This window comes from Polaromonas sp. P3_B1, assembly GCF_056402935.1.
Window position 1 is genome coordinate 1 of sequence record NZ_JBFUGK010000006.1, and the last position, 21,736, is coordinate 21,736.

Sequence of the window (21,736 nt, forward strand, 5' to 3'; positions counted from 1 at the left end):
GCCCACCCCTGTCCAGTCTCACTTCGTGTAGCCTGCTCCCCCTCAAGGGGGCGGCGCCTAGGGCCGGCAAGCCGGACCCTCGGCCCCCGCCGATTGAATCCCCTGAACTCTTAAACCCAGCCGGGGCCGCGGAACCGGCTTTGCCGGGCCGCAGGCGCAGCGGCCCCCTCGGGGGGCAGGGAGCTACACGCAGTGAGCGACCGTGGGGGCCATACTCTAGCCTTCAAACTGCGGGTGCAGCTGGCGGATCCGGTTCATGGCCATGCCCGCGGCGGCGGTGCGGGTTTCCACGCCCAGCTTGGCGTAAACCCGTTCCAGGTGCTTTTTGACGGTGGCCGGGCTGGAGCCCAGGATATCGCCGATATCGCGGTTGGTCTTGCCCTTGACCACCCAGTACAGCACCTCGGCTTCGCGGGCCGTGAGCTTGAAGCTCAGGCTCATGGCCTCGACCACCGCGTCGTCGGAGATTTCGCGCATCACGATCAGCCAGTCGCCCCGGCCGGCGCCCTCGCCGCCTTCACCGCCGTCGCCGGTCTGCTGGTGCAGCCGGAAGGTCAAGCGGCGCGGACCCATCTCCACCGCCAAGCGCGGCGGCTCGACCTGGCGTTCGGCGTCCGCGATATGGCTGCGCAGCCAGGCCAGCACCGGCTCGGGCGTTTGCGGCGCCGAAGTGCCGTAGTAACGCATCAGGAGCTCACGCGCCAGCGGCGTCTGCCATATCAGCCGGCCGTCGGCCGCGCCGCCCATGCGCACCGTGATGCTGGCATAGCCGAAAGCGTCGAGTGCATTGCGCGCCTGGCCGGCCTGGCGCGCCTCCTGGCGCGCGCGGCGCGCACCCTGCAGGTGCACGCCCATGCGCGCCATGACTTCCTTGGGCTTGATGGGTTTGGTCACGTAGTCCACACCGCCGGCCTCCAGCGCTGCCACCAGGTGCTCGGTTTCTGTGAGGCCCGTCATGAAAATGATGGGGATGTGCGCGGTCTCGGCCGCGGCCTTCAGGCGCTTGGCGACCTCAAAGCCATCCATGCCCGGCATCATCGCGTCCAGCAGCACGATGTCGGGCCTGGCCTGCAACGCACGCTGCAGCGCGGCCTCGCCGCTGGTGGCCACCAGCACGGTATAGCCCGATTCATCGAGCGCGTCGTGCAGCACCGACAGGTTGTCGGGCACGTCGTCCACGATGAGCACGACGTCGCTGTTGGCCCGGTCCAGCGTGCGGTCCAGGCTGCGGTTGAGTGGAGAGGATTCTTCAAGCACGCTGCTCATAGGCCGGCCTCCTGGTTGGCAAGCTGTCGGCCCATGGCCTCGAACTGGAACTGGCGCGCCAGCACGCGCATGTCGTCGACAAACGGCGCGGTGTCGGGTTGCTGCCGCTCTATCTCCGCCAGCATGTTCATGATGCCGCGGTAAAAGCCCAGGCTGACCACCTCCTGCAGCGCGGCCAGTTGAGAGGCGCTGGGCAGCACGCGCTGCGCGGGTGGGGCTGCCGGCAGGGCCGGCGCAGCCTCCCCGGCCGCCGCGTCATACCGCCAGGCCAGCGACAGGCGCCGCTCCAGCCAGGCGATCAGCTCGGTGTGGCGCACGGGCTTGAGGATGAAGTCTTCGGGGAGTATGCCGGCGTCGTTCTCCATGCCCTTGTCAAAGGCATTGGCCGACACCACGGCCAGGTGTATGTCCTGGTAGCCGGAGTTGCGCACGCGGCGCAGCGTCTCCCAGCCGTCTATGCCCGGCATGGCCAGGTCCATGAAGATCACGTCGGGCTGGTAGCCGGCGGCGAGCAGGTCCAGGCAATCATGGCCGCTGGCGGCGGTGCGCAGCTCAAAGCCCATGGGCTGCAGCAGTTGCACCAGCAGCTCCCGGTCGGGCTCCTCGTTGTCGACCACCAGCAACTTGCGGCGCGTGCCTTCGTAGCCGCGCGGCCGGCGGCGGGCAGGTACGGCGGCGATTTCCTTCGAGGCGCCCGCGGGCAGGTGCACCTCGGGCAGGAAGAGCCGGATGCGGAAGATGGAACCTTCGCCGGGCGTGCTGACCACCGTCATCTCGCCGCCCATCAGGTCGGTCAGCATCTTGGCGATCGTCAGGCCCAGCCCCGCGCCCGGCGTGCCTTCGGCGCTCTGGCCTGCCGTGGCGCCGCGCGCGAAGGGCTCGAAGATGCGCGCGAGTTCTTCCTCGCGCATGCCGGGGCCGGTGTCCTCGATCTCGATATGGGCCATCTCGCGCGCATGGCGCAGCCTGAATGTCACCTGCCCCTGCGCGGTGAACTTGATGGCGTTGCCCAGCAGGTTGATGAGGATCTGGCGTACGCGTTTTTCGTCGGCGCGCACCAGCTCGGGCAAGTTGCCGCCGGCCTCAAAGCGAAAGCCCAGGCCTTTGGCCGCGGCCTGCAGCTCGAACATGCCGGCCATCTCGTGCACGCAATCGGCGAAATGCATGGGCTTGACGTTGAGCGTGAGCTTGCCCGCCTCGATGCGCGCGATGTCCAGCGTGCCTTCGATCAGCGACAGCAGGTGCTCGCCGCCGCGCTTGATCACGCTGACCGCCTGCTTGCGGTGCGGGGGTATCGCGCTGTCTTCGCCCATGAGTTGCGCGTAGCCCAGGATGCTGTTGAGCGGCGTGCGCAATTCGTGGCTGATCGCGCTGATGTAGCGGCTCTTGGCCTGGTTGGCCTGGTCGGCGTGGTGACGCGCTTCCTCGGCCACCCGCTTGGCCTGCTGCAAGGCCTCGTCCGTCTGGCGGTGCGATTCGATCTCGCGCATCAGCAGATGCGTCTGGCGATTCGATTCCTCCTGCGCCACCTGGCGGCTCTTGTGCGCCAGCACCAGCCACCAGGCAACCAGGCCGGCAATCACCAGCAGCGCCATATAGGCCTTCAGGAAGCCCGACTTCAGGGCCGGCTCGGAGGGCATGAGTTCCGACAGCGCGCTGGTCTCCTGGTGATAAAGCAGGCCGAACACACTGGCCAGCAGCGGAACGATGATGAGCATGAGAAGCAGGAAGTGGCCCAGGCCGGTATCCAGATAAGGCCAGGCGCGGCGCGGCAGCAGCCAGCGCAGCGCGCCCGACCATTGCGCCGAGAGGCTCGCATGCGGTTTGCACAGGTCGCCGCAGCGCGCGTCCAGCGTGCAGCACAATGAGCAGATGGGACCCTGGTAGGCCGGGCAGTGGGCCATGTCCGGGCCCTCGTAGGCACGCTCGCAGATCACGCACTGCTGCAAGGCATAGGGCTTGTAAGTGCCCTGGCCGGCCGCCGTGGCCGGGCCACGTGCGATGTAGTAACGGCCTTTGGTGGCCCACGCAAGCAAGGGCGCCGTGACAAACGCCGTGCCCATCGCGATCACCGCCGAAAACGCCTGCGCCATCTCGCCGTACATCCCCAGGTGCGCCGTGACGGACAGCAGCGAGGCCAGGGCCATCGCGCCCACACCGACCGGGTTGATGTCGTAGAGGTGCGCGCGCTTGAACTCTATGCCCGGCGGGCTCAGGCCCAGCGGCTTGTTGATGACCAGGTCGGCCACCACGGCCATGACCCAGGCGATGGCGATGTTGGAGTACAGGCCCAGCACGTCGCCCAGCGCCTGGAAGACGTTCATCTCCATCAGCATGAAGGCGATCAGCGTGTTGAACACCACCCACACCACGCGGCCCGGATGGCTGTGCGTGATGCGCGAGAAAAAATTCGACCAGGCCAGCGAGCCGGCATAGGCGTTGGTGACGTTGATCTTGAGCTGGGATACCACCACGAAGAGCGCTGTCGCCGCCACCGCCACACCGTAGTGCGGGAACACGTATTCATAGGCTGCGAGGTACATCTGGTTCGGGTCCACCGCGCGGTCCAGCGGCACCATGTTGGAGATCGCCAGGTAGGCCAGGAGGGCGCCACCCAGCATCTTCACCACGCCCAGGAAAACCCAGCCGGGCCCACCCGCGAGCACACCACCCCACCAGCGCCAGCGCCGGGCAGGGGTCTGCACCGGCATGAAGCGCAAATAGTCGGCCTGCTCGCCCATCTGGGTGATCAGTGCGATGCCCACCGTCAAGGCGGCACCAAACAGGTGCAAATCAAACTCACCGCCCGTACCTTTTTCACCGCCGTAGTGCAGAACGCCCGAAAAGGCACCAGGATTGCGCAACAGCACAAACACAAAGGGCACGACCAGCATGACCAGCCACAAGGGTTGCGTCCAGACCTGCAGGCGCGAGATCACGGACACGCCGTGGGTGACCAGCGGGATCACCACCAGCGCGCAGATCAGATAGCCCCAGCTCGGCGGTATGCCCAGGGCCAGTTCCAGCGCATAGGCCATGACGGCCGCCTCCAGCGCGAAAAAAATGAAGGTAAAGGAAGCGTAGATCAGCGAAGTGAGGGTGGAGCCTATGTAGCCAAAGCCTGCCCCGCGCGTCAGCAGGTCCATGTCCACGCCGTAGCGCGCCGCGTAAATGCTGATGGGCAGGCCGGCCAGGAAGATGATGAGGCCGGTGGCGACGATGGCCCAGAAGGCATTGGTGAAACCGTACTTGACCAGCAAGGTGGCGCCCACCGCCTCGAGGATCAGAAAGGAGGCCGCGCCAAAGGCGGTGTTGGCGACCCGCCACTCCGACCACTTGCGAAAGCGCTGCGGCGTAAAGCGCAGCGCGTAGTCTTCCATGGTTTCGCTGGCGACCCAGCTGTTGTAGTCGCGCCTGACCTTGATGATGCGCTGCAGCGGCGGCGCTTCGGCCGCCATGGGCGCGGCCGCTGCCGCTTCGGGCGGCAGTGGCGGCTGCAGGGGCGTGAGCGGGGCGTCCATGGGGTGGGCAGATGCGCCGGGCGCGTAGTGATTGAGCGTCTTCAGGTGCATGTTCTGTGCCATGCGCCCCGGCGGCCCGCCTCAGGCTGGACCGTAGGCAGGGTCTTATGGCACCATTCTTGCACCCCGGCAAGCATCCCCAAGCCGGCAGCCTGCCCTGAGAGAGCCCCATGGAATTGACGCCCCGCGAAAAAGACAAGCTGCTTATTTTTACGGCTGCCCTGTTGGCCGAAAGGCGCCGCGCCCGCGGCCTGAAACTCAACTATCCCGAGTCCGTGGCGCTGATCAGCGCCGCCGTCATGGAAGGCGCGCGCGACGGCAAATCCGTCGCCCAGCTCATGAGCGAGGGCCGCACCGTGCTGACCCGCGCCGACGTGATGGACGGCATTCCCGAGTTGATCCCCGACATCCAGGTCGAAGCGACCTTTCCCGACGGCACCAAGCTGGTCACCGTCCACCAGCCCATCGTCTGAACGCCGCAACAACATCCATCCCACAGGAGATTGCCGTGAGTTTTTCCGCCCTGCCCTCGCCCCGCGCACTGCGCGCCCTGCTCGCCCTGGCGGCCGCGCTGCCCGCGGCAGCCTTCGCGCACACCGGCGTGGACGGCCATACGCACCTGGATTTTTTCACCGGCTTGCTGCACCCGCTGACCGGCATGGACCACCTCGCGGCCATGGTGGCCGTGGGCCTGTGGAGCGCGCTGGCCGCGCGTCGTGCCGGCCCTGAACTGCTGTGGGGCCCGCTGGGCTTCGCCGGCATGCTGCTGGCGGGTGCATTGCTGGGCCTGCAGGGTGTGCAGCTTCCCGCCGTGGAGCCCATGATCGCGGCTTCGCTGCTGGTCACCGGCCTGCTGGTCGTGACGCGCTGGCATGTGCCCGGCATCGCGGCCGCGCTCATCGTCGGTGTGTTCGCCGCCTTCCACGGCCTGGCCCACGGCTCTGAACTGGCCGGGGCACCCAGCGCCTGGGTAACCCTGTCGGGCATGCTGGCCGCCACCGCGTTGCTGCACCTGGCCGGCCTGAGCGCTGGCTGGGCGCTGCGCGGCGCGAGCGCCTGGCTGCCGCGTGCGGCCGGCGCAGCCGTTGCCGTCTTCGGCGTGACCTTGCTGGCCCGGCTGGCCTGAGGAGCGGGCCATGATTCCTGGAGAACTCATCACCGACGGACCAGACCATGTGCTGAACGCCGGCCGGCGCACGCTGACCGTCGTTGTGCAGAACACGGCCGACCGCCCTATTCAAGTGGGCTCGCACTACCATTTCGCCGAAACCAACGGCGCGCTCGGCTTTGACCGCGACGCGGCGCGCGGCATGCGGCTGAACATCGCCTCGGGCACGGCCGTACGTTTTGAGCCGGGCCAGCAACGCACGGTGGAACTCGTGGAATTCGCGGGCGACCGCACGGTTTACGGCTTTCGCGGCCTGATCCAAGGAAAACTGTAATGGCAACCATAGGACGCCGCGCCTACGCGGAAATGTTCGGCCCCACCGTCGGTGACCGCCTGCGCCTGGCCGACACCGAGCTGCTGGTCGAAGTCGAGGCCGACTACACCTTGCGCGCCGGCAGCTACGGCGAGGAAGTCAAGTTCGGCGGCGGCAAGACAATTCGCGACGGCATGGCCCAGTCGCAGAAAACCCGGGCCGAAGGCGCCATGGACTGCGTGATGACGAATGCGCTCATCATCGACCACTGGGGCATCGTCAAGGCCGACATCGGCCTCAAGGGCGGGCGTATCGCGGCCATTGGCAAGGCCGGCAACCCCGACACCCAGCCCGGCGTCGACATGATCATAGGCCCGGGCACCGAGATCATCAGCTGCGAAGGCATGATCGTCACCGCCGGCGGCATCGACTCGCACATCCACTTCATCTGCCCGCAGCAGATCGAGGAAGCGCTGACCGCCGGCATCACCACCATGCTGGGCGGCGGTACCGGGCCGGCCACCGGCACTTTTGCCACCACCTGTACGCCCGGCCCCTGGAACATCGAGCGCATGCTGCAGGCCGCCGACGCCTTTCCCATGAACCTGGGTTTCCTCGGAAAGGGCAATGCCAGCCTGCCGGCCGCGCTGCACGAGCAGATCAACGCCGGCGTGATAGGCCTGAAGCTGCACGAGGACTGGGGCACCACGCCCGCAGCCATCAGCAACTGCCTGGACGTGGCGGAAGAAACCGACACCCAGGTCGCCATCCACAGCGACACGCTCAATGAATCCGGATTCGTCGAGAACACGATTGCCGCCACCAAAGGCAGAAGCCTTTGCGCCTTCCACACCGAAGGCGCGGGCGGCGGCCATGCGCCCGACATTTTGCGCGTGGTGGGCGAGGAGAACTTCCTGCCCTCCTCCACCAATCCGACCATGCCCTATACCGTCAACACGCTGGACGAGCACGTCGACATGCTGATGGTGTGCCACCATCTGGACGCCGGCATTGCCGAAGACCTGGCCTTTGCCGAAAGCCGCATCCGCAAGGAAACCATCGCGGCCGAAGACGTGCTGCACGACCTGGGCGCGATCAGCATGATGAGCAGTGACAGCCAGGCCATGGGCCGTGTCGGCGAAGTCATCATCCGCACCTGGCAGACCGCGCACAAGATGAAGCAGCAGCGCGGCAAACTTCCTGGGGACACGGACCGCCACGACAACTTCCGCGCCAAGCGCTACATCAGCAAATACACCATCAACCCGGCGATCGCCCACGGCATCTCGCACGAGGTCGGCTCGGTCGAGCCCGGCAAGTGGGCCGACCTGGTGGTCTGGAAGCCGACCTTCTTCGGCATCAAGCCGTCGGTCATCCTCAAGGGCGGTTTTATTGCGATGGCGGCCATGGGCGACCCGAATGCGTCCATCCCCACGCCGCAGCCGGTGCATTACCGACCCATGTTCGGCGGCTTCGGCGGCGCGATCGCCAAGGGCTCGCTGACCTTTGTGTCCCAGGCGGGGTTCAATGCCGGCGTCAAGGAACGCTTCGGTCTGGCCAAGACCCTGAGCGCGGTGAAGAACGTGCGCGGCGTGCGCAAGCAGCAGATGGTCCACAATGCCTACCTGCCCAAAATGGAAGTCGATGCCCAGACCTACCTGGTGCGGGCCGACGGCCAGTTGCTGGGCTGCGAGCCGGCCACCAGCCTGCCGATGGCGCAGCGCTATTTCCTGTTTTAAGTCTCGCTCCTCTCGTTTCCTATTAAGGCCACATGCTTCAGGTTTCCAAAGTGATTTCGCAGGGCGCGGGCCTGGCCCCCGTCCTGGTCAAGCGCGCCGCCACGGTAGAACTCGACTGGGACATCCGCCAGAAAAGCCGCTTTGAGGCCACCGACTCGCAGGGCCGCCAACTGGGCGTTTTCCTGCCGCGCGGCACGCTGGTGCGCGGCGGCGACGTGCTGGTGGCCGAAGACGGCTCCATGGTCAAGATAATCGCCGCGCCGCAGGCAGTGCTGCGCATCACGGCCTGCGCTTCGCATGGTTCGCCCTTTGACCTGACCCGCGCCGCCTACCACCTGGGCAACCGGCATGTACCGATCGAACTCAAGCCCGACCACCTCAAGATAGAACCCGACCACGTGCTGGCCGACATGCTGCGCGCCATGCACCTGATCGTGAGTGAGGCTGAGGAAGCATTTGAACCCGAAGGCGGCGCCTACAGCTCGGGCGGCCATGGGCATGGTCACGACCATAGCCATGACCATGGCGGCGAACATGGACACAGCCATGCGCCTGTTGCCGCGGCCGCAGCGCCGGTACCGCACGTACACGGGACAGGCGGCAACCATGGACATGATGACCATGGCCACGATCACGCGCATGAAGCCAAGCCCGTGGCCGTCCAGGTCCACAAGCACAAACCCCATAGCCACTAGGCCCGCCGTGGACGCGCCCACAACGCCCGCAGCCCCTGTAGAACAGCTTGCGGCGTCCAGCCTGCTGCAGTTGATCTGGCTGGCCTCGCCCGCCCTGCCGGTGGGAGGGTTCTCGTACTCGGAAGGCCTGGAGGCTGCCGTTGAGGGCGGTGAGGTCACAACGGAAAGCGCGGCCGCAAGCTGGCTCAGCGACCAGCTCCAGCTGGCGCTGGCCCGCGGCGACCTGGCGGTGATCGCCAAGGCCATTCCAGCCTGGCGCGAAGGCAAGCTGGCGCGCATCGCCGAACTGAATGCCTGGGTGCTGCAAACCCGCGAGACCAGCGAGCTGCGCGCCCAAACCGAACAAATGGGCCGCTCGCTGCTCGAATGGCTGCGTAACCATGAAGGCGCCAGCGCCTCGCATATAGACGCCTGCGCCGCGCTGCAGCCGACCTACCCCGTGGCCTTTGCGCTGGCGGCCTCGCAGACCGCCGCCGGCGTGCGCGACTGCCTGCTGGCCTATGCCTTTGGCTGGGCCGAGAACATGATGCAAGCCGCGATCAAGTCCGTTCCCCTGGGTCAGAGCGCCGGCCAGCGCATACTCGCCCGGCTGAGCCGCGACATACCGCCCGCCGTGGAAGCGGCGCTGCACCTGCCCGACAGCGAGCGCCAGGCTTTTTCCCCCATGCTGGCGATTTTGTCGGCCCGCCACGAAACCCAGTATTCGCGGCTGTTCCGTTCCTGACCCCCTTCACGCCGTCCCATCCAAGGTATTCACATGAGCTTGCACCACATCGCCAACCGCACCAAAAAACTTCCCCCCTTGCGCGTAGGCATTGGCGGCCCGGTGGGCTCCGGCAAGACGACGCTGCTCGAAATGCTGTGCAAGGCCATGAAGGCCAAATACGACCTGGTCGCGATCACCAACGACATCTACACCAAGGAAGACCAGCGCCTCTTGACCGTGAGCGGCGCGCTGGACGCTGAGCGCATCATGGGTGTGGAAACCGGCGGCTGCCCGCATACCGCGATCCGCGAGGACGCCTCCATCAACCTGGAGGCCATAGACCGCATGCTGGTGGACTTTCCCGATGCCGACGTCGTGTTTGTCGAATCCGGCGGCGACAACCTGGCCGCCACTTTCAGCCCCGAACTGAGCGATTTGACGATTTACGTGATTGACGTGGCCGCCGGCGAGAAGATTCCGCGCAAGGGCGGCCCCGGCATCACCAAAAGCGACCTGTTTGTGATTAACAAGACCGATTTGGCACCTTATGTCGGTGCGGACCTGGATGTGATGAAAAAAGACACCACCCGGATGCGCACCACAAACAAGGGTTTGAAACCATTTGTAATGACAAACCTCAAAACCCAAACCGGCCTGGCCGAGGTGATCGCCTTTATTGAAACCCGCGGAATGCTGGTGCAAACCCAGCCTGTAACCGCCTGAAGCAGGAGCGGTAGCCCCTCTACCCCGAATCCGTATAAAAAATGGCCGGCGGACGAATCAAGGGTGAAATTCGCTGGGATGGACGGTCTCGTACATCTTGCCCTCGTGGAAAAACACCACCATCCAGTTGCCGAATTTTTGCGACGGATGAGAGGGAATTACCTCGTTCAGCGCCAGCGTGATCGACTCCTTGACAGGAAGAGCCACCTCACGGACCTCCGGCGATATGGCATCGACGCTGATCAACATAAAAGTGCCTTTGTCCTGCATGTCGACCCGCGGAAACGACCAGCGGGCTCCAGTTGCCTTGACAAAAGCGGTTGCCACCTTTTCGGCGACTTCGGGGTGAAAAGCAGGGATCTTCATAGATTGTGGGGGCGCCCTTCTACGCTGTAACGGAATGTTTCTATGATGACCTCACCCATGGTTTTCGTCACTGGCTTGAAAAAGGTTTTCAAAAGGGATCGGAAATAGTTCCAGGAAATAATTCCGTTTTTTCGGGTCTGTTTGTTGCTCAAGCGAAGTGTGGAGTACCTTTGACTACAAAGGGGGTGCGAAAAAGAAGCTTTTTGGTTTCAAAACGCTACCGCAAAGCACCCCGCCAGGGGATCCGCACAAGCGCCCACACATACTTCACTATTGATTTCCCAAACCCGATAGCGCGCCAACAGAGGTGCAGGCGCGGTAGTGGCAAGAACCACTCATGGGGAGGGTGTCAGCGCGCCGAGAGGTAGTTACAGCATGAACTGAACTGGAACGCGACTAGAGGCCAGAGGCCGATGCCATTTAAAAGTGGCGGAAGCGGTGAGATTCGAACTCACGGAGGACTTGCATCCTCGGCAGTTTTCAAGACTGCTGCATTCAACCGCTCTGCCACGCTTCCGAGTCGGGTAGTTTAACCGTATCGTTTGTGGTGAAGTCGCACACCCGCCAAGGCAGGACTTGCAAAGGGCTCACACCTACAGGAAATGCCGACCAGTGCCTTATGCACCGTGCAGCCGGCAAGCGCTAAGCTTTGCATGACGGATTCCTTGAACTACCCTTGAATTACAACTCTCCGCGTGGCGATGCACTCGATCGTCATCTTTCCAGAAGGAGCCACCATGCGTTTGCCAATCCTCGCAATCCTCGCTACCAACACGGCCCTGCTGATGTCCGCATGCAGCAGCGCCCCCGCCACTGGCCAGGCCGTTGATCCCTCGCCCGTGTCAACCCGCTGCAACGCCGCCCCAGCCCAGTTCGCCGTAGGCCGCAATGCGGATGCCGCGCTTGAAAACGAGGCGCGCACGCGCGCCGGCGCGAAGGCGGTGCGGGTGCTCAGGCCCAACCAGGTCGTGACCATGGAGTTCAATGCCGAGCGGCTGAACCTCACTGTGGACGATGCGGGCCGGGTGACGCAGGTCAACTGCGGTTGAACCACCACCAAAACGATAAGTCAGCGCTTGTCTTTGGCGGCTTGCTGAAGTTGACGTTTACGTTTGGCCTTGTTGAGTGATTCGGGCTCGGCCGGGCGGTTGCGCAGTGCCGCAGCTTCGCGCTCCTCGGCGGCCTTCTTGCGCTTCTTGTCACGGAAATGCACAAAGAGCCGGCCCAGGCCGAAACTGATGGCGCAACTGACAACGAGAAAGATAAGGGCGGGAGTTTCCATGCGTGGATCAAGCCTTGCGTTTTCAGCCGGCCAGAAACAGTGACTGCAAGTCGTTCAAAAAATCAAAGCCCCGCTCCGTCGGCTTGACGCGTACGAAGTCGCGCTCTATCAAGCCCTTGCGCTCGGCTTCTTCAAGGCCTTGCTGGATGGCGGTAATGGGCAAACCGGTTTTTTCCGTGAAGTCCTGCAGCTTGAAGCCTTCGCGCAAACGCAAGGCGTTGAGCATGAATTCAAAGGGCAAATCGGCGCGGCTGACTTCGGTCTCTTGTGTCACGGCTTCGCCGGCCAGAGCCTTTTCCATGTACAGCTTGGGTTCGCGGTAACGGACCTGGCGCACCACACGATGGGCAAAACTGAGCTTGCTGTGGGCGCCCGCGCCTATGCCCAGATAGTCGCCGAACTGCCAGTAATTGAGGTTGTGAAAGCAGCAGTGGCCGGCCTTGGCATAGGCCGACACTTCATAGCGCCGCAGGCCGGCCGCCTCGGTCAGCTCGGTGATCTTGTCGAGCATGGCGTAAGCCATGTCTTCTTCGGGCACCACGGGCGGGAACTTCGCGAAGTAGGTGTTGGGCTCTATCGTGAGGTGGTAGATGGAGATGTGGGGCGGCTGCAGGGCCAGGGCCTGGCGCATGTCCTGCTCCAGGCTCTGCATGGTTTGCCCCGGCAACGCGTACATGATGTCGAGGTTGAAGGTATCAAACGCCTGCGCAGCTTCTTCAACCGCGGCGATGGCCTGGGCGCGGTCATGCACGCGGCCCAGGGCCTTGAGGTGCTGGTCGTCAAAGCTTTGCACACCAACGGATAACCGGGTAACGCCCGCGGCGCGGAAAGCCTTGAAGCGGTCTTTCTCAAAAGTGCCGGGGTTGGCTTCAAGTGTGATTTCGCAATCGGCCTCCAGCCTGAGGCGCGCGCGTATGTCGCCGAGCAGGCGATCTATGGCCTGCGGTGAAAACAGGCTGGGCGTGCCGCCGCCTATGAAGATGCTGTGAATGGTGCGGCCCCAGACCAGCGGCAGGGCGCCCTCGAGATCCGCGATGACCGCGTCGATATAACGCTGCTCAGGCATTTCACCTGAGGCCTCGTGCGAATTGAAATCGCAATAGGGGCACTTGCGTATGCACCAGGGCAGATGCACGTATAACGACAGCGGCGGCAGCGCGGCCAGCTGCAGGGTGCCGCTGCGCATGTAGTGCTGGATGTCTTTCACGATCGATTCAGGTCAACAAGTACATTTGACAGGCGCCAGGCCTTACACCCGTCAAGACGCCGGCCAGCGGGCAGCGCGGAACCGGCTTTGCCGGGCCGCAGGTGCCGCCCCTTGAGGGGGAGGCTGCGACACGAAGTGCGCAAAGCCACGGGGTGAGTCATGTTAACCATTGCTCGCGCATGAGCTCTATCATGCGGCGCGCGGCCTTGCCGCGGTGGCTATTGGCGTTTTTGACTTCGACAGGCAACTGCGCAAAAGTTTTGCCGAACTCGGGGATGAACATCACGGGATCAAAGCCAAAACCGTTTTCGCCCATGGGCGCCGGCGCGATCTGGCCTGCGACGCGGCCGGAGGCAATCAGCGGCTCGGGGTCTTTGTCGGATCGCACGGCCACCAGGGTGCTGACCAGCGCGGCGCGGCGTTCAGCGGGCTGGGCCAGGTGGGCCATCTGCTCCAGCAAGGCCTTGACGTTGTTGTCGTCGCTCTTGGTGTAGCCGAAGCGGGTCGCGTAAAACGCGGTGTCGACGCCAGGCAGGCCGCCGAAGGCATCGACACACAGTCCCGCATCGTCGGCCAGCGCCGGCAGGCCGCTGAGGCGGGAGGCCTGGCGGGCTTTGGCGAGGGCGTTTTCCACAAAGGTGCGAAAGGGCTCTTCGGCCTCGGGCAGGCCCAGCTCGGCCTGGCTTACAAGCTCAAGCCCCAGGGGCGCGAACATGGCGTTGAGTTCGGCGAGCTTGCCCTTGTTGTTGGAGGCCAGAACGATTTTTTTCATAGATGGAAAAAGGACGAAAAGCCGGATGTGCGCGATCGGCGATCAGGCGGCCAGCGCCTGCTTTTGCAGGGCGACGAGTTCGCGTATGCCTTTTTCGGCGAGCACCAGCAGCGCATCCATTTCCTTGCGTGAGAACGCAGCGCCTTCGGCCGTGCCTTGCACTTCGACATAATTGCCGGCGCCTGTCATGACGACGTTCATGTCGGTGTCGCAGGCAGAGTCTTCGGTGTATTCGAGGTCCAGCAGCGGCGTTCCCTGCACGATGCCGACCGAGATGGCGGCGACCTGGTCGATGATGGGGCTTTGCGTGAGCTTGCCGCCGGCGATCAGGGTGTTGACCGCATCCTGCGCGGCGACAAACGCGCCGGTGATGCTGGCGGTGCGGGTGCCCCCGTCGGCCTGGATGACGTCGCAATCAAGGTGTATGGTGCGTTCGCCGAGTTTCTTCAAATCAAACACGGAGCGCATGGAGCGGCCTATGAGGCGCTGGATTTCCTGGGTGCGGCCGCTTTGTTTGCCGCGGGCAGCCTCGCGGTCGCTGCGGGTATGGGTGGAGCGCGGCAACATGCCGTATTCAGCGGTGACCCAGCCTTCACCGCTGCCTTTTTTGTGGCCGGGGACTTTTTCTTCCACGGAGGCGGTGCAGAGCACCTTGGTGCCGCCGAATTCGATCAGCACCGAGCCTTCAGCATAGGCGGTGTAGTGGCGGGTGATGCGCACATTGCGCAGGGCATCGGCGGCGCGTGCGCCGCTTCGTTCAAACTGGCTCATGGGATGGCTTTCTGCAAAAACGCCGAGGGATCGGCGAAGTGAAAAGGAACGAAAGGCTGTATAGCCGATACCGGCCCAAAGGCCGCGGTATCAGGCTTTTTTGGCGGCCGAGCGGCGTATGGCTTCGTTGATCTCGGCGATCGAGCGCTCTATGGTGGCTTCGTCGAGGTCGTCGACCATGGTGTCGAGCACGCCGGCCTGGATGGTGGAAGCGAACACGCCGTCCATGATGCTGTCGGTGTCGGTGGACACACCGCGGGTGGATTCAAAGGCGTCTGGCGTTTCCCACTCCATGGCCAGCACAGTGACGTTGTCGCTGTGTTCGCCGCCGGTGCGGAGGGCATTTTCGACCAGGTCGGGCACCGCGTCGGACACGCTCTTGCCGGCCAGGTGGCGCACGATTTCGGCATCGCTGAGGCTGCCCCAGAGGCCGTCGGAACACAGCAGCAGCTTGTCGCCCTGCTGCAGGGTGACAGGGCCGGCGACGTCGAAGACCGGCTTGGTGGGCGAGCCCAGGCAGGTAAAGAGGATGTTGCGATTGATGCGCTCGAGCTTGATGACGCCGGCGCTTTGCTGTTCGAGGTAGGAATGGTCGCGGGTGCGTGTGAGCAGTTCGCCGTCGCGCACGACATAGAGGCGCGAATCGCCGCAGTGCACCCATGTGGCACCCGAGCCCTGCAGGATAGCGGCTACCAGCGTGGTGCGGGGGGTGTCCAGCATGCCTTTTTCGCTGGCGTAGCGGATGATCTGGTGGTGCGCCGCCATCAGGGCGGTGGAGAGAAATTCGGTGGTGTCTTCAATAACCGGGCGCGCTTCCTTCTGGTAGAGCGCCGAGATGGTCTGAAGGGCCAGTTGGGCCGCGACTTCGCCTTCAGGATGGCCGCCCATGCCGTCGGCCAGCACGAAGAGGCCCGATTCACGCGTGTAGCAATAGCCCATGCGGTCTTCGTTCTTTTCGCGCCCGCCTTTGCGGCTGACCTGAAAGACTGAGAATTTCATTTGAATTTGGTCGCGTAGCCGGTGGCCTTGCGCGCGGATTTTTTGGTATCGGACACCATGTTGTCAAACTGCAGGCGAACCTTTTCGCTGACGGTGAGCTTGGTGTAGCGGCGCTCGCCTTCGCGGCTCAACTCTTTTTGCAGGGCAAAAACCGACTGCGGCCGCGACAGCGGATCGAGGGACATGCACCACTCTACTACCTCGATCAGGTTATCGGAATAAACCCCACGCAGGCGCGACAGGGCGAGCGACAAACGGTCTTTTTCGAGGCGCTGGGGTGCGTCGTTGGGCGGGTAGCCCTGCATGGTGGCGTAAATGCAGGCGCCTATCGCGTAGATATCAGTCCAGGGTCCCATGGAAGAGTCGCGGCGGTACATCTCGGGGGCGGCAAAGCCGGGGGTGTACATGGGGCGGATGAAGTTGCCTTCCTTGCTCAGCACCTCGCGTGCGGCGCCGAAGTCGATCATCACGGCGCGGTTGTCGTCGGTGATGAAGATGTTGGCGGGCTTGATGTCCAGGTGCAGCATCTTGTGCTGGTGCACGATGCGCAAGCCGCGCAGGATTTCATCGAACAGCGAACGGATGGTCGACTCGCGGAAGACCTTCTGCTTTTTGAGCTCACGGGCCGTGATGATGAAGTCCTGAAGGGTGCCGCCTTCCAGGTAGTTCATCACCATGTAGACGGTTTCGTTCTCGCGGAAGAAGTTCAGCACGCTGACCACGGAGCCGTGGGAAATCTGGGCGAGGGAGCGGCCTTCTTCGAAGAAGCTTTTGAGCCCCAGGCGGTACAGCGAGAGTTTTTCGGGCTGGACCTGGGGAAGCAGTTCGCCCGGTGAGCGGCTGGCCAGGGAAGACGGCAGGTATTCCTTGATGGCGACCTGCTGGCCTTCGTTGTCGACGGCCAAGTAAACTACCCCGAAGCCCCCGGCCGAAAGCTTTCGCACAACACGATAGCCACCAATCACGGTGTCGGGCGGCAATGGTGCAGGCTTGACCTTTGACATAATTTGGGGTTGCCCGGGCACGACAATGTCCGCCTGGGTCTTGGTTCTCTCTCTAGTCTAGTAAAGCGTATCTACAAATGTCAGTTTACAGCATGACGGGTTATGCGACCGTGCAATCAAGCATGGCGCCGTCCGCACCGGAAACTGAATCGGGCCCGGACGCAAGCTCACGCCTGGGCGTTGAAATACGCTCCGTGAACAGCCGCTTCCTGGACCTGGCTTTCCGCCTGCCCGACGAACTGCGGCAGGCCGAACCGGCACTGCGCGAACTGCTCACCGGCAAACTCAAGCGCGGCAAGGTCGAAGTGCGCGTGTCCCTTGAAAGCGCCTCGTCGGGCAGCCTGCGCGCGCCCTCCTCCGCGACCCTGCAGCGCCTGGGCTCGCTGGAGGACAGCATCAAGTCCTGGTTGCCGCAGGCGGCGGCGCTCAGCGTCGCAGATATTCTCAGAATTGCGACGAATGAAGACAAAAAGCCACACGACCACAGTGAGGAGCTGGTCAAGCTGGCCAAAAAAGCCCTGAAAGAGCTGATGGCGGCCCGTGAACGGGAAGGCGCCCGCCTGGCAGAGATGTTGCTGGACCGCACCGCGCAGTTGCGTGCCCTCGCAGCGCAGGCCGTGCCCATGGTTCCTAAACTGGTGGAGCAGCAAAAAACCCGCTTCCTGGAGCGCTGGAAAGAGGCCATGGCCCTGTCCGACAGCGGCGCGCTGCCTGAAATCGCCCAGGACCGCGCCCTGACCGAGGCCACAGCCTTCGCCATACGCATCGACGTGGCGGAAGAAATCACCCGGCTGTCCTCGCACCTCGACGAAATCGACCGCCTGCTTGCCAGCGGCGGTGAACTCGGCAAGCGCCTGGATTTCCTGATCCAAGAGCTGCACCGCGAAGCCAATACACTGGGGTCCAAATCAGCGTCCCTGGAACTGACCCGTATCTCGGTGGACATGAAGGTCCTGATCGAGCAGATCCGCGAGCAGGTCCAGAACATCGAATAGCCGCCTGGCCGCCCTCATATATATAAGCACTCACCGCCCTGAACGCATGGACTATCCCGGAAACCTCTTTGTCGTGGCCGCCCCCAGCGGGGCGGGCAAATCCAGCCTGGTAAAGGCCTTGATGGAGCTGGATTCACGCATCCAGCCCTCGGTGTCACACACCACCCGCCCCCCGCGTGGGCAGGAAAAGCACGGCAGGGAGTACTTCTTCCTGTCCACCGAGGAGTTCGACGGCATGGTGGCGCGCGACGCCTTCCTGGAATGGGCCCATGTGCACGGCCACCGCTACGGCACCTCGCGCCAGACCATTGAAGAGCGGGTAGCCCATGGCGCCGACGTGATCCTGGAGATCGACTTCCAGGGCGCCATCAATATCAAGCGGATTTTTGCCAACGCGGTGCTGATCTTCATCCTGCCGCCCAGTTGGGAAGAGCTGCGCTCCCGTCTGCAGCGGCGCGGCGAGGACAGCCCCGAGGTCATCGAGTTGCGGCTCAAAAATGCGGCCCTGGAGATGGCCCAGGCCCGGGAATTCGACTTCGTTATAATCAACGAGTTGTTTGAGCGGGCGGTTTTCGACCTGAAAACCATTGTGCATGCCCAGCGGCTCAAGTTTTCGGCCCAGCGACGTGCCCGTGCCGAGACCTTCCAGGCCCTTCAAATTCCCTGATTCCTGCGCTTTTTAGTTATCGATCACACCGGAGATCACCATGGCCCGCATTACCGTCGAAGATTGCCTCGAGAAAATCCCCAACCGCTTCCAGTTGGTGCTGGCCGCCACCTACCGCGCGCGCATGCTCAGCCAAGGCCATGCCGCCAAGATCGAAAGCAAGAACAAGCCCGGCGTGACCGCCCTGCGCGAAATCGCGGAAGGCAAAATCGGCCTGGAAATGCTGAAAAAAGTCCCCACCTGACACACTGCCCAACTTCGCAAAAAGCACCGAATACCGGTGCTTTTTTCGTTTTCGGATCGCCGGGAACCTGTTTACGATCCAAACGGGTTCCAAAGTCCATTTTTTCCACGTTTTATTCATGCCGCGATACATTTAAGGCATGAGCGCCATGCTTTCGCCTGTTGTTGCCAGCAAATCGACCCCGGCCGCCGCCAATGCCGCGGCCGCGAGTTTTGCCGCGCTCACGGCCAGGCTGGACTACATGAGCGCCGCCGACATCGACAATGTCCGCCGCGCCTACCGTTTCGCCGACGAGGCCCACCTGGGCCAGTTGCGCAACAGCGGCGAGCCCTACATCACCCACCCGATTGCCGTGGCGCAGCAGTGCGCCGAATGGAAGCTGGATGCGCAGGCGCTCATGGCCGCCCTGCTGCACGACGCGATCGAGGACTGCGGCGTCACCAAGCCCGAACTGATAGACCGCTTTGGCGCCCCGGTGGCTGAACTGGTGGACGGGCTGACCAAGCTCGAAAAGCTGGAGTTCAACACCCGCGAGGAAAACCAGGCCGAGTCCTTCCGCAAGATGCTGCTGGCCATGGCGCGCGACGTGCGCGTCATCCTGATCAAGCTCGCCGACCGCACCCACAACATGCGCACCCTGGGCGACGTCCCACGCGCCAAGTGGACGCGCATCTCGCGCGAAACCCTGGACATCTACGCGCCCATCGCCCACCGCCTGGGCCTGAACACCACCTACCGCGAACTGCAGGACCTCTCCTTCCAGCACCTGCACCCCTGGCGCTACGCCACCCTGACCAAGGCGCTGCAAAAGGCGCGTGGCCGCCGGCGCGACGTGATCAAGCGGGTCCAGGGCGAGGTCGAATCGGCCTTTGCCAATGCGCAGGTACCCGTGGTCATCTCGGGGCGCGAAAAGACGCTGTATTCCATCTACCGCAAGATGGACGAAAAGCACCTTTCCTTTGCCCAGGTCACCGACCTCTACGGTTTCCGGGTGATCGTCAAGGACCTGACCGCCTGCTACACCGCCATGGGCGTGCTGCACCAGCTCTACAAACCGCTGCCGGGCAAGTTCAAGGACTACATCGCGATTCCCAAGATCAACGGCTACCAGTCGCTGCACACCACGCTGGTCGGCCCCTTCGGCACCAACATCGAGTTCCAGATGCGCACCGAGGCCATGCATGTGGTGGCCGAGTCCGGCGTGGCGGCCCACTGGCTCTACAAGGCCACCGACCCGGACAGCGACGCCTCGCAGCGCCTGGGCACGCAGTGGCTGCAGTCGCTGCTCGACATCCAGCAGGAAACGCGCGATGCGGCCGAGTTCTGGGACCACGTCAAGATCGACCTGTTTCCCGAAGCGGTGTATGTGTTCACGCCGAAAAGCCAGATCATGGCCATGCCGCGCGGCGCGACCATCGTGGACTTCGCCTATGCCATCCACAGCGACGTGGGCCACCGCGCCGTCGCCGCCAAGGTCAACGGCGAGCAGGTGCCGCTGCGCTCAGAACTGCACAACGGCGACGTGATCGAGATCATCACGGCTTCGGTTTCCAGCCCGAACCCGGGCTGGCTGGGGTTTGTGCGCACGGGCAAGGCGCGTTCCAAGATTCGCCACCACCTCAAGACCATGGCGCTGTCGGAATCRCAGGAGCTGGGCGAAAAAATGCTTGCGCAGGCGCTGCGGGCCGAGGGCATAGAGCGGGATCGCCTGCCCGAAGACGACGAGGCCCACCACGCCACCTGGGAAAAAATCCTGCGCTTTACCGGCAACCGCACGCGCGCCGACCTGCTGACCGACATCGGCCTGGGCAAGCGCATCGCCAGCATGGTCGCCAAGCGCATCGTCACCCTGCTTGCCGAGACCGGCGAAAAACCCAATGCCTTGCTGATGAGCCGCGAGCGCTACACCGCCCATGAGTCGGTGTCGCAAGGCGGCCTGGTGATCGACGGCAGCGAAGGCGCTTCGGTTCAGTTCGCACCCTGCTGCCGGCCCATACCGGGCGACGGCATCGTGGGCTATCTGGGCCGCGGCGAGGGGCTGGTCATACACACCGACGACTGCGCGGTCGCCAAGCGCCTGCAGCATCGGGACAGTGAGCGCTTCATCGCGGTCGACTGGTCGGACGAACCGGTGCGCACCTTTGACACAAATCTGCTGGTGACGGTGTCCAACGGCAAGGGTGTGCTGGCCAGGGTGGCGGCCGCGCTGGCGAGCGCCGAGGCCGACATCACCCACGTCGACATGGAACAGGAGCCCTCGCACGACGCGACCGACCTGCGCTTTGGCGTGGCGGTGCGTGACCGGGTGCACCTGGCTTCGGCCCTGCGAAGCGTCAAGCGCACCCCCTCTGTTCTGAGGGTACAGCGGGCCAAATCGACCGGATAGTCCGTTGGCTCAGCCCGAAGCGCGTTCGTCGGGCGCCGGATAGTCCACCTTGAGTACTTCCAGCGACTGCAGGCCCTGTGGCGTCATCAGGTTTACCTCATCTCCCACGCGAGACTTGAGCAGCGCCCTGGCCACGGGCGATATCCAGCTGATCTGTCCCAGGGCACTGTTGGCCTCGTCGATTCCCAGTATGGTCACCACGCGCTCGGTGCCTTCGCCATCGGCATAGGTCACGGTGGCGCCGAAAAAGGCCTGGTCGCTGCCGTAGTGGATGGAGGGATTGCTGACTTCAGCGATTTCCAGCCTTTTTGTCAGGAAGCGTATGCGCCTGTCAATTTCACGCAGGCGTTTTTTGCCGTAGTGGTAGTCGCCGTTTTCCGAACGGTCGCCGTTGCTGGCGGCCCAGTGGACGATCTCGACCATCTTGGGGCGCTCGTTGTCGATCAGATCCAGCAGTTCGCCGCGCAGGCGCTCGTAACCCTGCGGCGTGATGTAGTTTTTGCCCCCGCCGGGCAGGGGCGCGAGCGCGGGCTCATCGTCCTCGGACTCGTCGGTTTCTTTGGTAAAGGCTTTGTTCATGCTCCGGCCACCTTAGCATTCATGGCCGCCAGCCGCGAATGCCCTAGAAATCTTCCATCCTCAGGACCAGGGGATTGTCAGGCGTGTAGTTCGTGCCCGCCACGACCAGGTCGGCGGCACGCGCATGGATCATCTCGGCGTCAAGCTCGTAGGCTTTTTTCAGGGGATCTCCGGGCGCAGCGCCGAAAAACTCCTCCATGACCTCGCGTGAAATCTTCACGGGAATCGCCTTGCCCGCATGCGATATCCCAAAACTCAACCAATCGCCGTGGTCCTCGACCTTCAGTGCTTCCATGTCTCTCCTCCGGAATAGGCATCCAGAATAACGGAGCACCTGTGTGGCGTACAGCCCATCGGGAGCCGCTTGGCCCCAGGAAAACCACTAAAAGGCAT

23 protein-coding genes and 1 tRNA gene are annotated in these 21,736 nt (G+C 63.6%); 12 read left to right on the forward strand and 12 right to left on the reverse strand.

Annotation, left to right across the window (positions count from 1 at the left end; all coding sequences use genetic code 11):
• Positions 1–216: 216 nt before the first annotated feature.
• Entirely contained in the window at positions 217–1,266 is a 1,050-nt protein-coding gene (locus tag AC1DXS_RS04830) for a response regulator (RefSeq protein WP_477736439.1), read from the reverse strand.
• The gene (locus AC1DXS_RS04835; protein ID WP_477736574.1) at positions 1,263–4,787 is read right to left on the reverse strand and encodes a hybrid sensor histidine kinase/response regulator; all 3,525 of its coding nucleotides are present in this window, start codon (positions 4,785–4,787) and stop codon (positions 1,263–1,265) included. The genes AC1DXS_RS04830 and AC1DXS_RS04835 overlap by 4 nt, the downstream gene beginning before the upstream one ends.
• Before the next feature lie 170 nt (positions 4,788–4,957).
• Here AC1DXS_RS04835 and AC1DXS_RS04840 point away from each other — a divergent pair, with 170 nt between their 5' ends.
• Genes AC1DXS_RS04840 through ureG form a run of 7 tightly spaced genes read left to right on the forward strand, consistent with a single transcriptional unit; the run spans position 4,958 to position 10,071 of the window.
• A complete protein-coding gene (locus AC1DXS_RS04840; protein ID WP_007874763.1) occupies positions 4,958–5,260 on the forward strand; it encodes an urease subunit gamma in 303 nt (100 codons plus the stop codon).
• 35 nt (positions 5,261–5,295) lie between these two features.
• Entirely contained in the window at positions 5,296–5,913 is a 618-nt protein-coding gene (locus tag AC1DXS_RS04845; protein WP_477736440.1) for a HupE/UreJ family protein, read from the forward strand.
• Positions 5,914–5,923: 10 nt separating this feature from the next.
• Positions 5,924–6,229, forward strand: coding sequence for an urease subunit beta (locus AC1DXS_RS04850; protein WP_477736441.1), 306 nt, complete (start codon positions 5,924–5,926; stop codon positions 6,227–6,229).
• Positions 6,229–7,947 carry an urease subunit alpha gene (ureC, locus tag AC1DXS_RS04855; protein ID WP_477736442.1) on the forward strand — a complete coding sequence of 573 codons (1,719 nt, stop codon included), beginning with the start codon at positions 6,229–6,231 and terminating at the stop codon, positions 7,945–7,947. The genes AC1DXS_RS04850 and ureC overlap by 1 nt, the downstream gene beginning before the upstream one ends.
• Before the next feature lie 32 nt (positions 7,948–7,979).
• Entirely contained in the window at positions 7,980–8,642 is a 663-nt protein-coding gene (ureE, locus tag AC1DXS_RS04860; protein WP_477736443.1) for an urease accessory protein UreE, read from the forward strand.
• A gap of 7 nt (positions 8,643–8,649) precedes the next feature.
• Positions 8,650–9,366, forward strand: coding sequence for an urease accessory protein UreF (locus AC1DXS_RS04865; protein ID WP_477736444.1), 717 nt, complete (start codon positions 8,650–8,652; stop codon positions 9,364–9,366).
• Positions 9,367–9,399: 33 nt separating this feature from the next.
• Entirely contained in the window at positions 9,400–10,071 is a 672-nt protein-coding gene (ureG, locus tag AC1DXS_RS04870; RefSeq protein WP_477736445.1) for an urease accessory protein UreG, read from the forward strand.
• 57 nt (positions 10,072–10,128) lie between these two features.
• On the opposite strand, the gene AC1DXS_RS04875 is transcribed toward ureG, so the two are convergent.
• On the reverse strand, positions 10,129–10,437 hold the full coding sequence (locus AC1DXS_RS04875; RefSeq protein ID WP_477736446.1) for a hypothetical protein: 309 nt from the start codon (positions 10,435–10,437) through the stop codon (positions 10,129–10,131).
• A gap of 427 nt (positions 10,438–10,864) precedes the next feature.
• Positions 10,865–10,954 (reverse strand) — tRNA-Ser (locus AC1DXS_RS04880).
• A gap of 220 nt (positions 10,955–11,174) precedes the next feature.
• Between AC1DXS_RS04880 and AC1DXS_RS04885 the strand changes: the two genes are divergently transcribed.
• Positions 11,175–11,486 (forward strand): I78 family peptidase inhibitor, encoded by a 312-nt coding sequence (locus tag AC1DXS_RS04885; RefSeq protein WP_477736447.1) that lies wholly within the window; start codon positions 11,175–11,177, stop codon positions 11,484–11,486.
• Positions 11,487–11,506: 20 nt separating this feature from the next.
• Here AC1DXS_RS04885 and AC1DXS_RS04890 read toward each other — a convergent pair whose 3' ends face one another.
• The 6 genes from AC1DXS_RS04890 to AC1DXS_RS04915 all read right to left on the reverse strand — a co-directional run bounded on the left by AC1DXS_RS04890 (position 11,507) and on the right by AC1DXS_RS04915 (position 16,472).
• A complete protein-coding gene (locus AC1DXS_RS04890; RefSeq protein WP_477736448.1) occupies positions 11,507–11,719 on the reverse strand; it encodes a hypothetical protein in 213 nt (70 codons plus the stop codon).
• Between the two features lie 22 nt (positions 11,720–11,741).
• Positions 11,742–12,905: a radical SAM family heme chaperone HemW gene (gene hemW / locus AC1DXS_RS04895; RefSeq protein ID WP_477736575.1), complete on the reverse strand. Its 1,164-nt coding sequence runs from the start codon at positions 12,903–12,905 to the stop codon at positions 11,742–11,744.
• Positions 12,906–13,083: 178 nt separating this feature from the next.
• Positions 13,084–13,698 carry an RdgB/HAM1 family non-canonical purine NTP pyrophosphatase gene (gene rdgB / locus AC1DXS_RS04900; protein WP_477736449.1) on the reverse strand — a complete coding sequence of 205 codons (615 nt, stop codon included), beginning with the start codon at positions 13,696–13,698 and terminating at the stop codon, positions 13,084–13,086.
• A gap of 42 nt (positions 13,699–13,740) precedes the next feature.
• Positions 13,741–14,469, reverse strand: a complete 729-nt coding sequence (gene rph, locus AC1DXS_RS04905) for a ribonuclease PH (RefSeq protein ID WP_477736450.1) — start codon at positions 14,467–14,469, stop codon at positions 13,741–13,743.
• A gap of 90 nt (positions 14,470–14,559) precedes the next feature.
• On the reverse strand, positions 14,560–15,468 hold the full coding sequence (locus tag AC1DXS_RS04910; RefSeq protein WP_477736451.1) for a PP2C family protein-serine/threonine phosphatase: 909 nt from the start codon (positions 15,466–15,468) through the stop codon (positions 14,560–14,562).
• Complete coding sequence (locus AC1DXS_RS04915; protein WP_007874747.1) at positions 15,465–16,472, reverse strand: serine/threonine protein kinase; 1,008 nt, start codon at positions 16,470–16,472, stop codon at positions 15,465–15,467. Before AC1DXS_RS04915 ends, AC1DXS_RS04910 begins: the two co-directional genes overlap by 4 nt.
• Positions 16,473–16,549: 77 nt before the next feature.
• On the opposite strand from AC1DXS_RS04915, the gene AC1DXS_RS04920 reads away from it, so the two are divergent.
• The 4 genes from AC1DXS_RS04920 (at position 16,550) to AC1DXS_RS04935 (ending at position 20,764) form a co-directional block, all read left to right on the forward strand.
• Complete coding sequence (locus AC1DXS_RS04920) at positions 16,550–17,467, forward strand: YicC/YloC family endoribonuclease (protein WP_477736452.1); 918 nt, start codon at positions 16,550–16,552, stop codon at positions 17,465–17,467.
• Positions 17,468–17,513: 46 nt separating this feature from the next.
• Positions 17,514–18,134, forward strand: coding sequence for a guanylate kinase (gene gmk, locus AC1DXS_RS04925; RefSeq protein WP_477736453.1), 621 nt, complete (start codon positions 17,514–17,516; stop codon positions 18,132–18,134).
• Positions 18,135–18,174: 40 nt separating this feature from the next.
• Positions 18,175–18,378: a DNA-directed RNA polymerase subunit omega gene (gene rpoZ / locus AC1DXS_RS04930; RefSeq protein WP_092132810.1), complete on the forward strand. Its 204-nt coding sequence runs from the start codon at positions 18,175–18,177 to the stop codon at positions 18,376–18,378.
• A 139-nt stretch (positions 18,379–18,517) separates the two neighbouring features.
• Positions 18,518–20,764: a RelA/SpoT family protein gene (locus AC1DXS_RS04935; RefSeq protein ID WP_477736454.1), complete on the forward strand. Its 2,247-nt coding sequence runs from the start codon at positions 18,518–18,520 to the stop codon at positions 20,762–20,764.
• Between the two features lie 9 nt (positions 20,765–20,773).
• Here the strand turns inward: AC1DXS_RS04935 and greB are convergent, their stop codons facing one another.
• Positions 20,774–21,343 (reverse strand): transcription elongation factor GreB, encoded by a 570-nt coding sequence (gene greB, locus AC1DXS_RS04940; RefSeq protein ID WP_477736455.1) that lies wholly within the window; start codon positions 21,341–21,343, stop codon positions 20,774–20,776.
• 43 nt (positions 21,344–21,386) lie between these two features.
• Positions 21,387–21,638, reverse strand: a complete 252-nt coding sequence (locus AC1DXS_RS04945; RefSeq protein WP_477736456.1) for a hypothetical protein — start codon at positions 21,636–21,638, stop codon at positions 21,387–21,389.
• Positions 21,639–21,736: the final 98 nt, after the last annotated feature.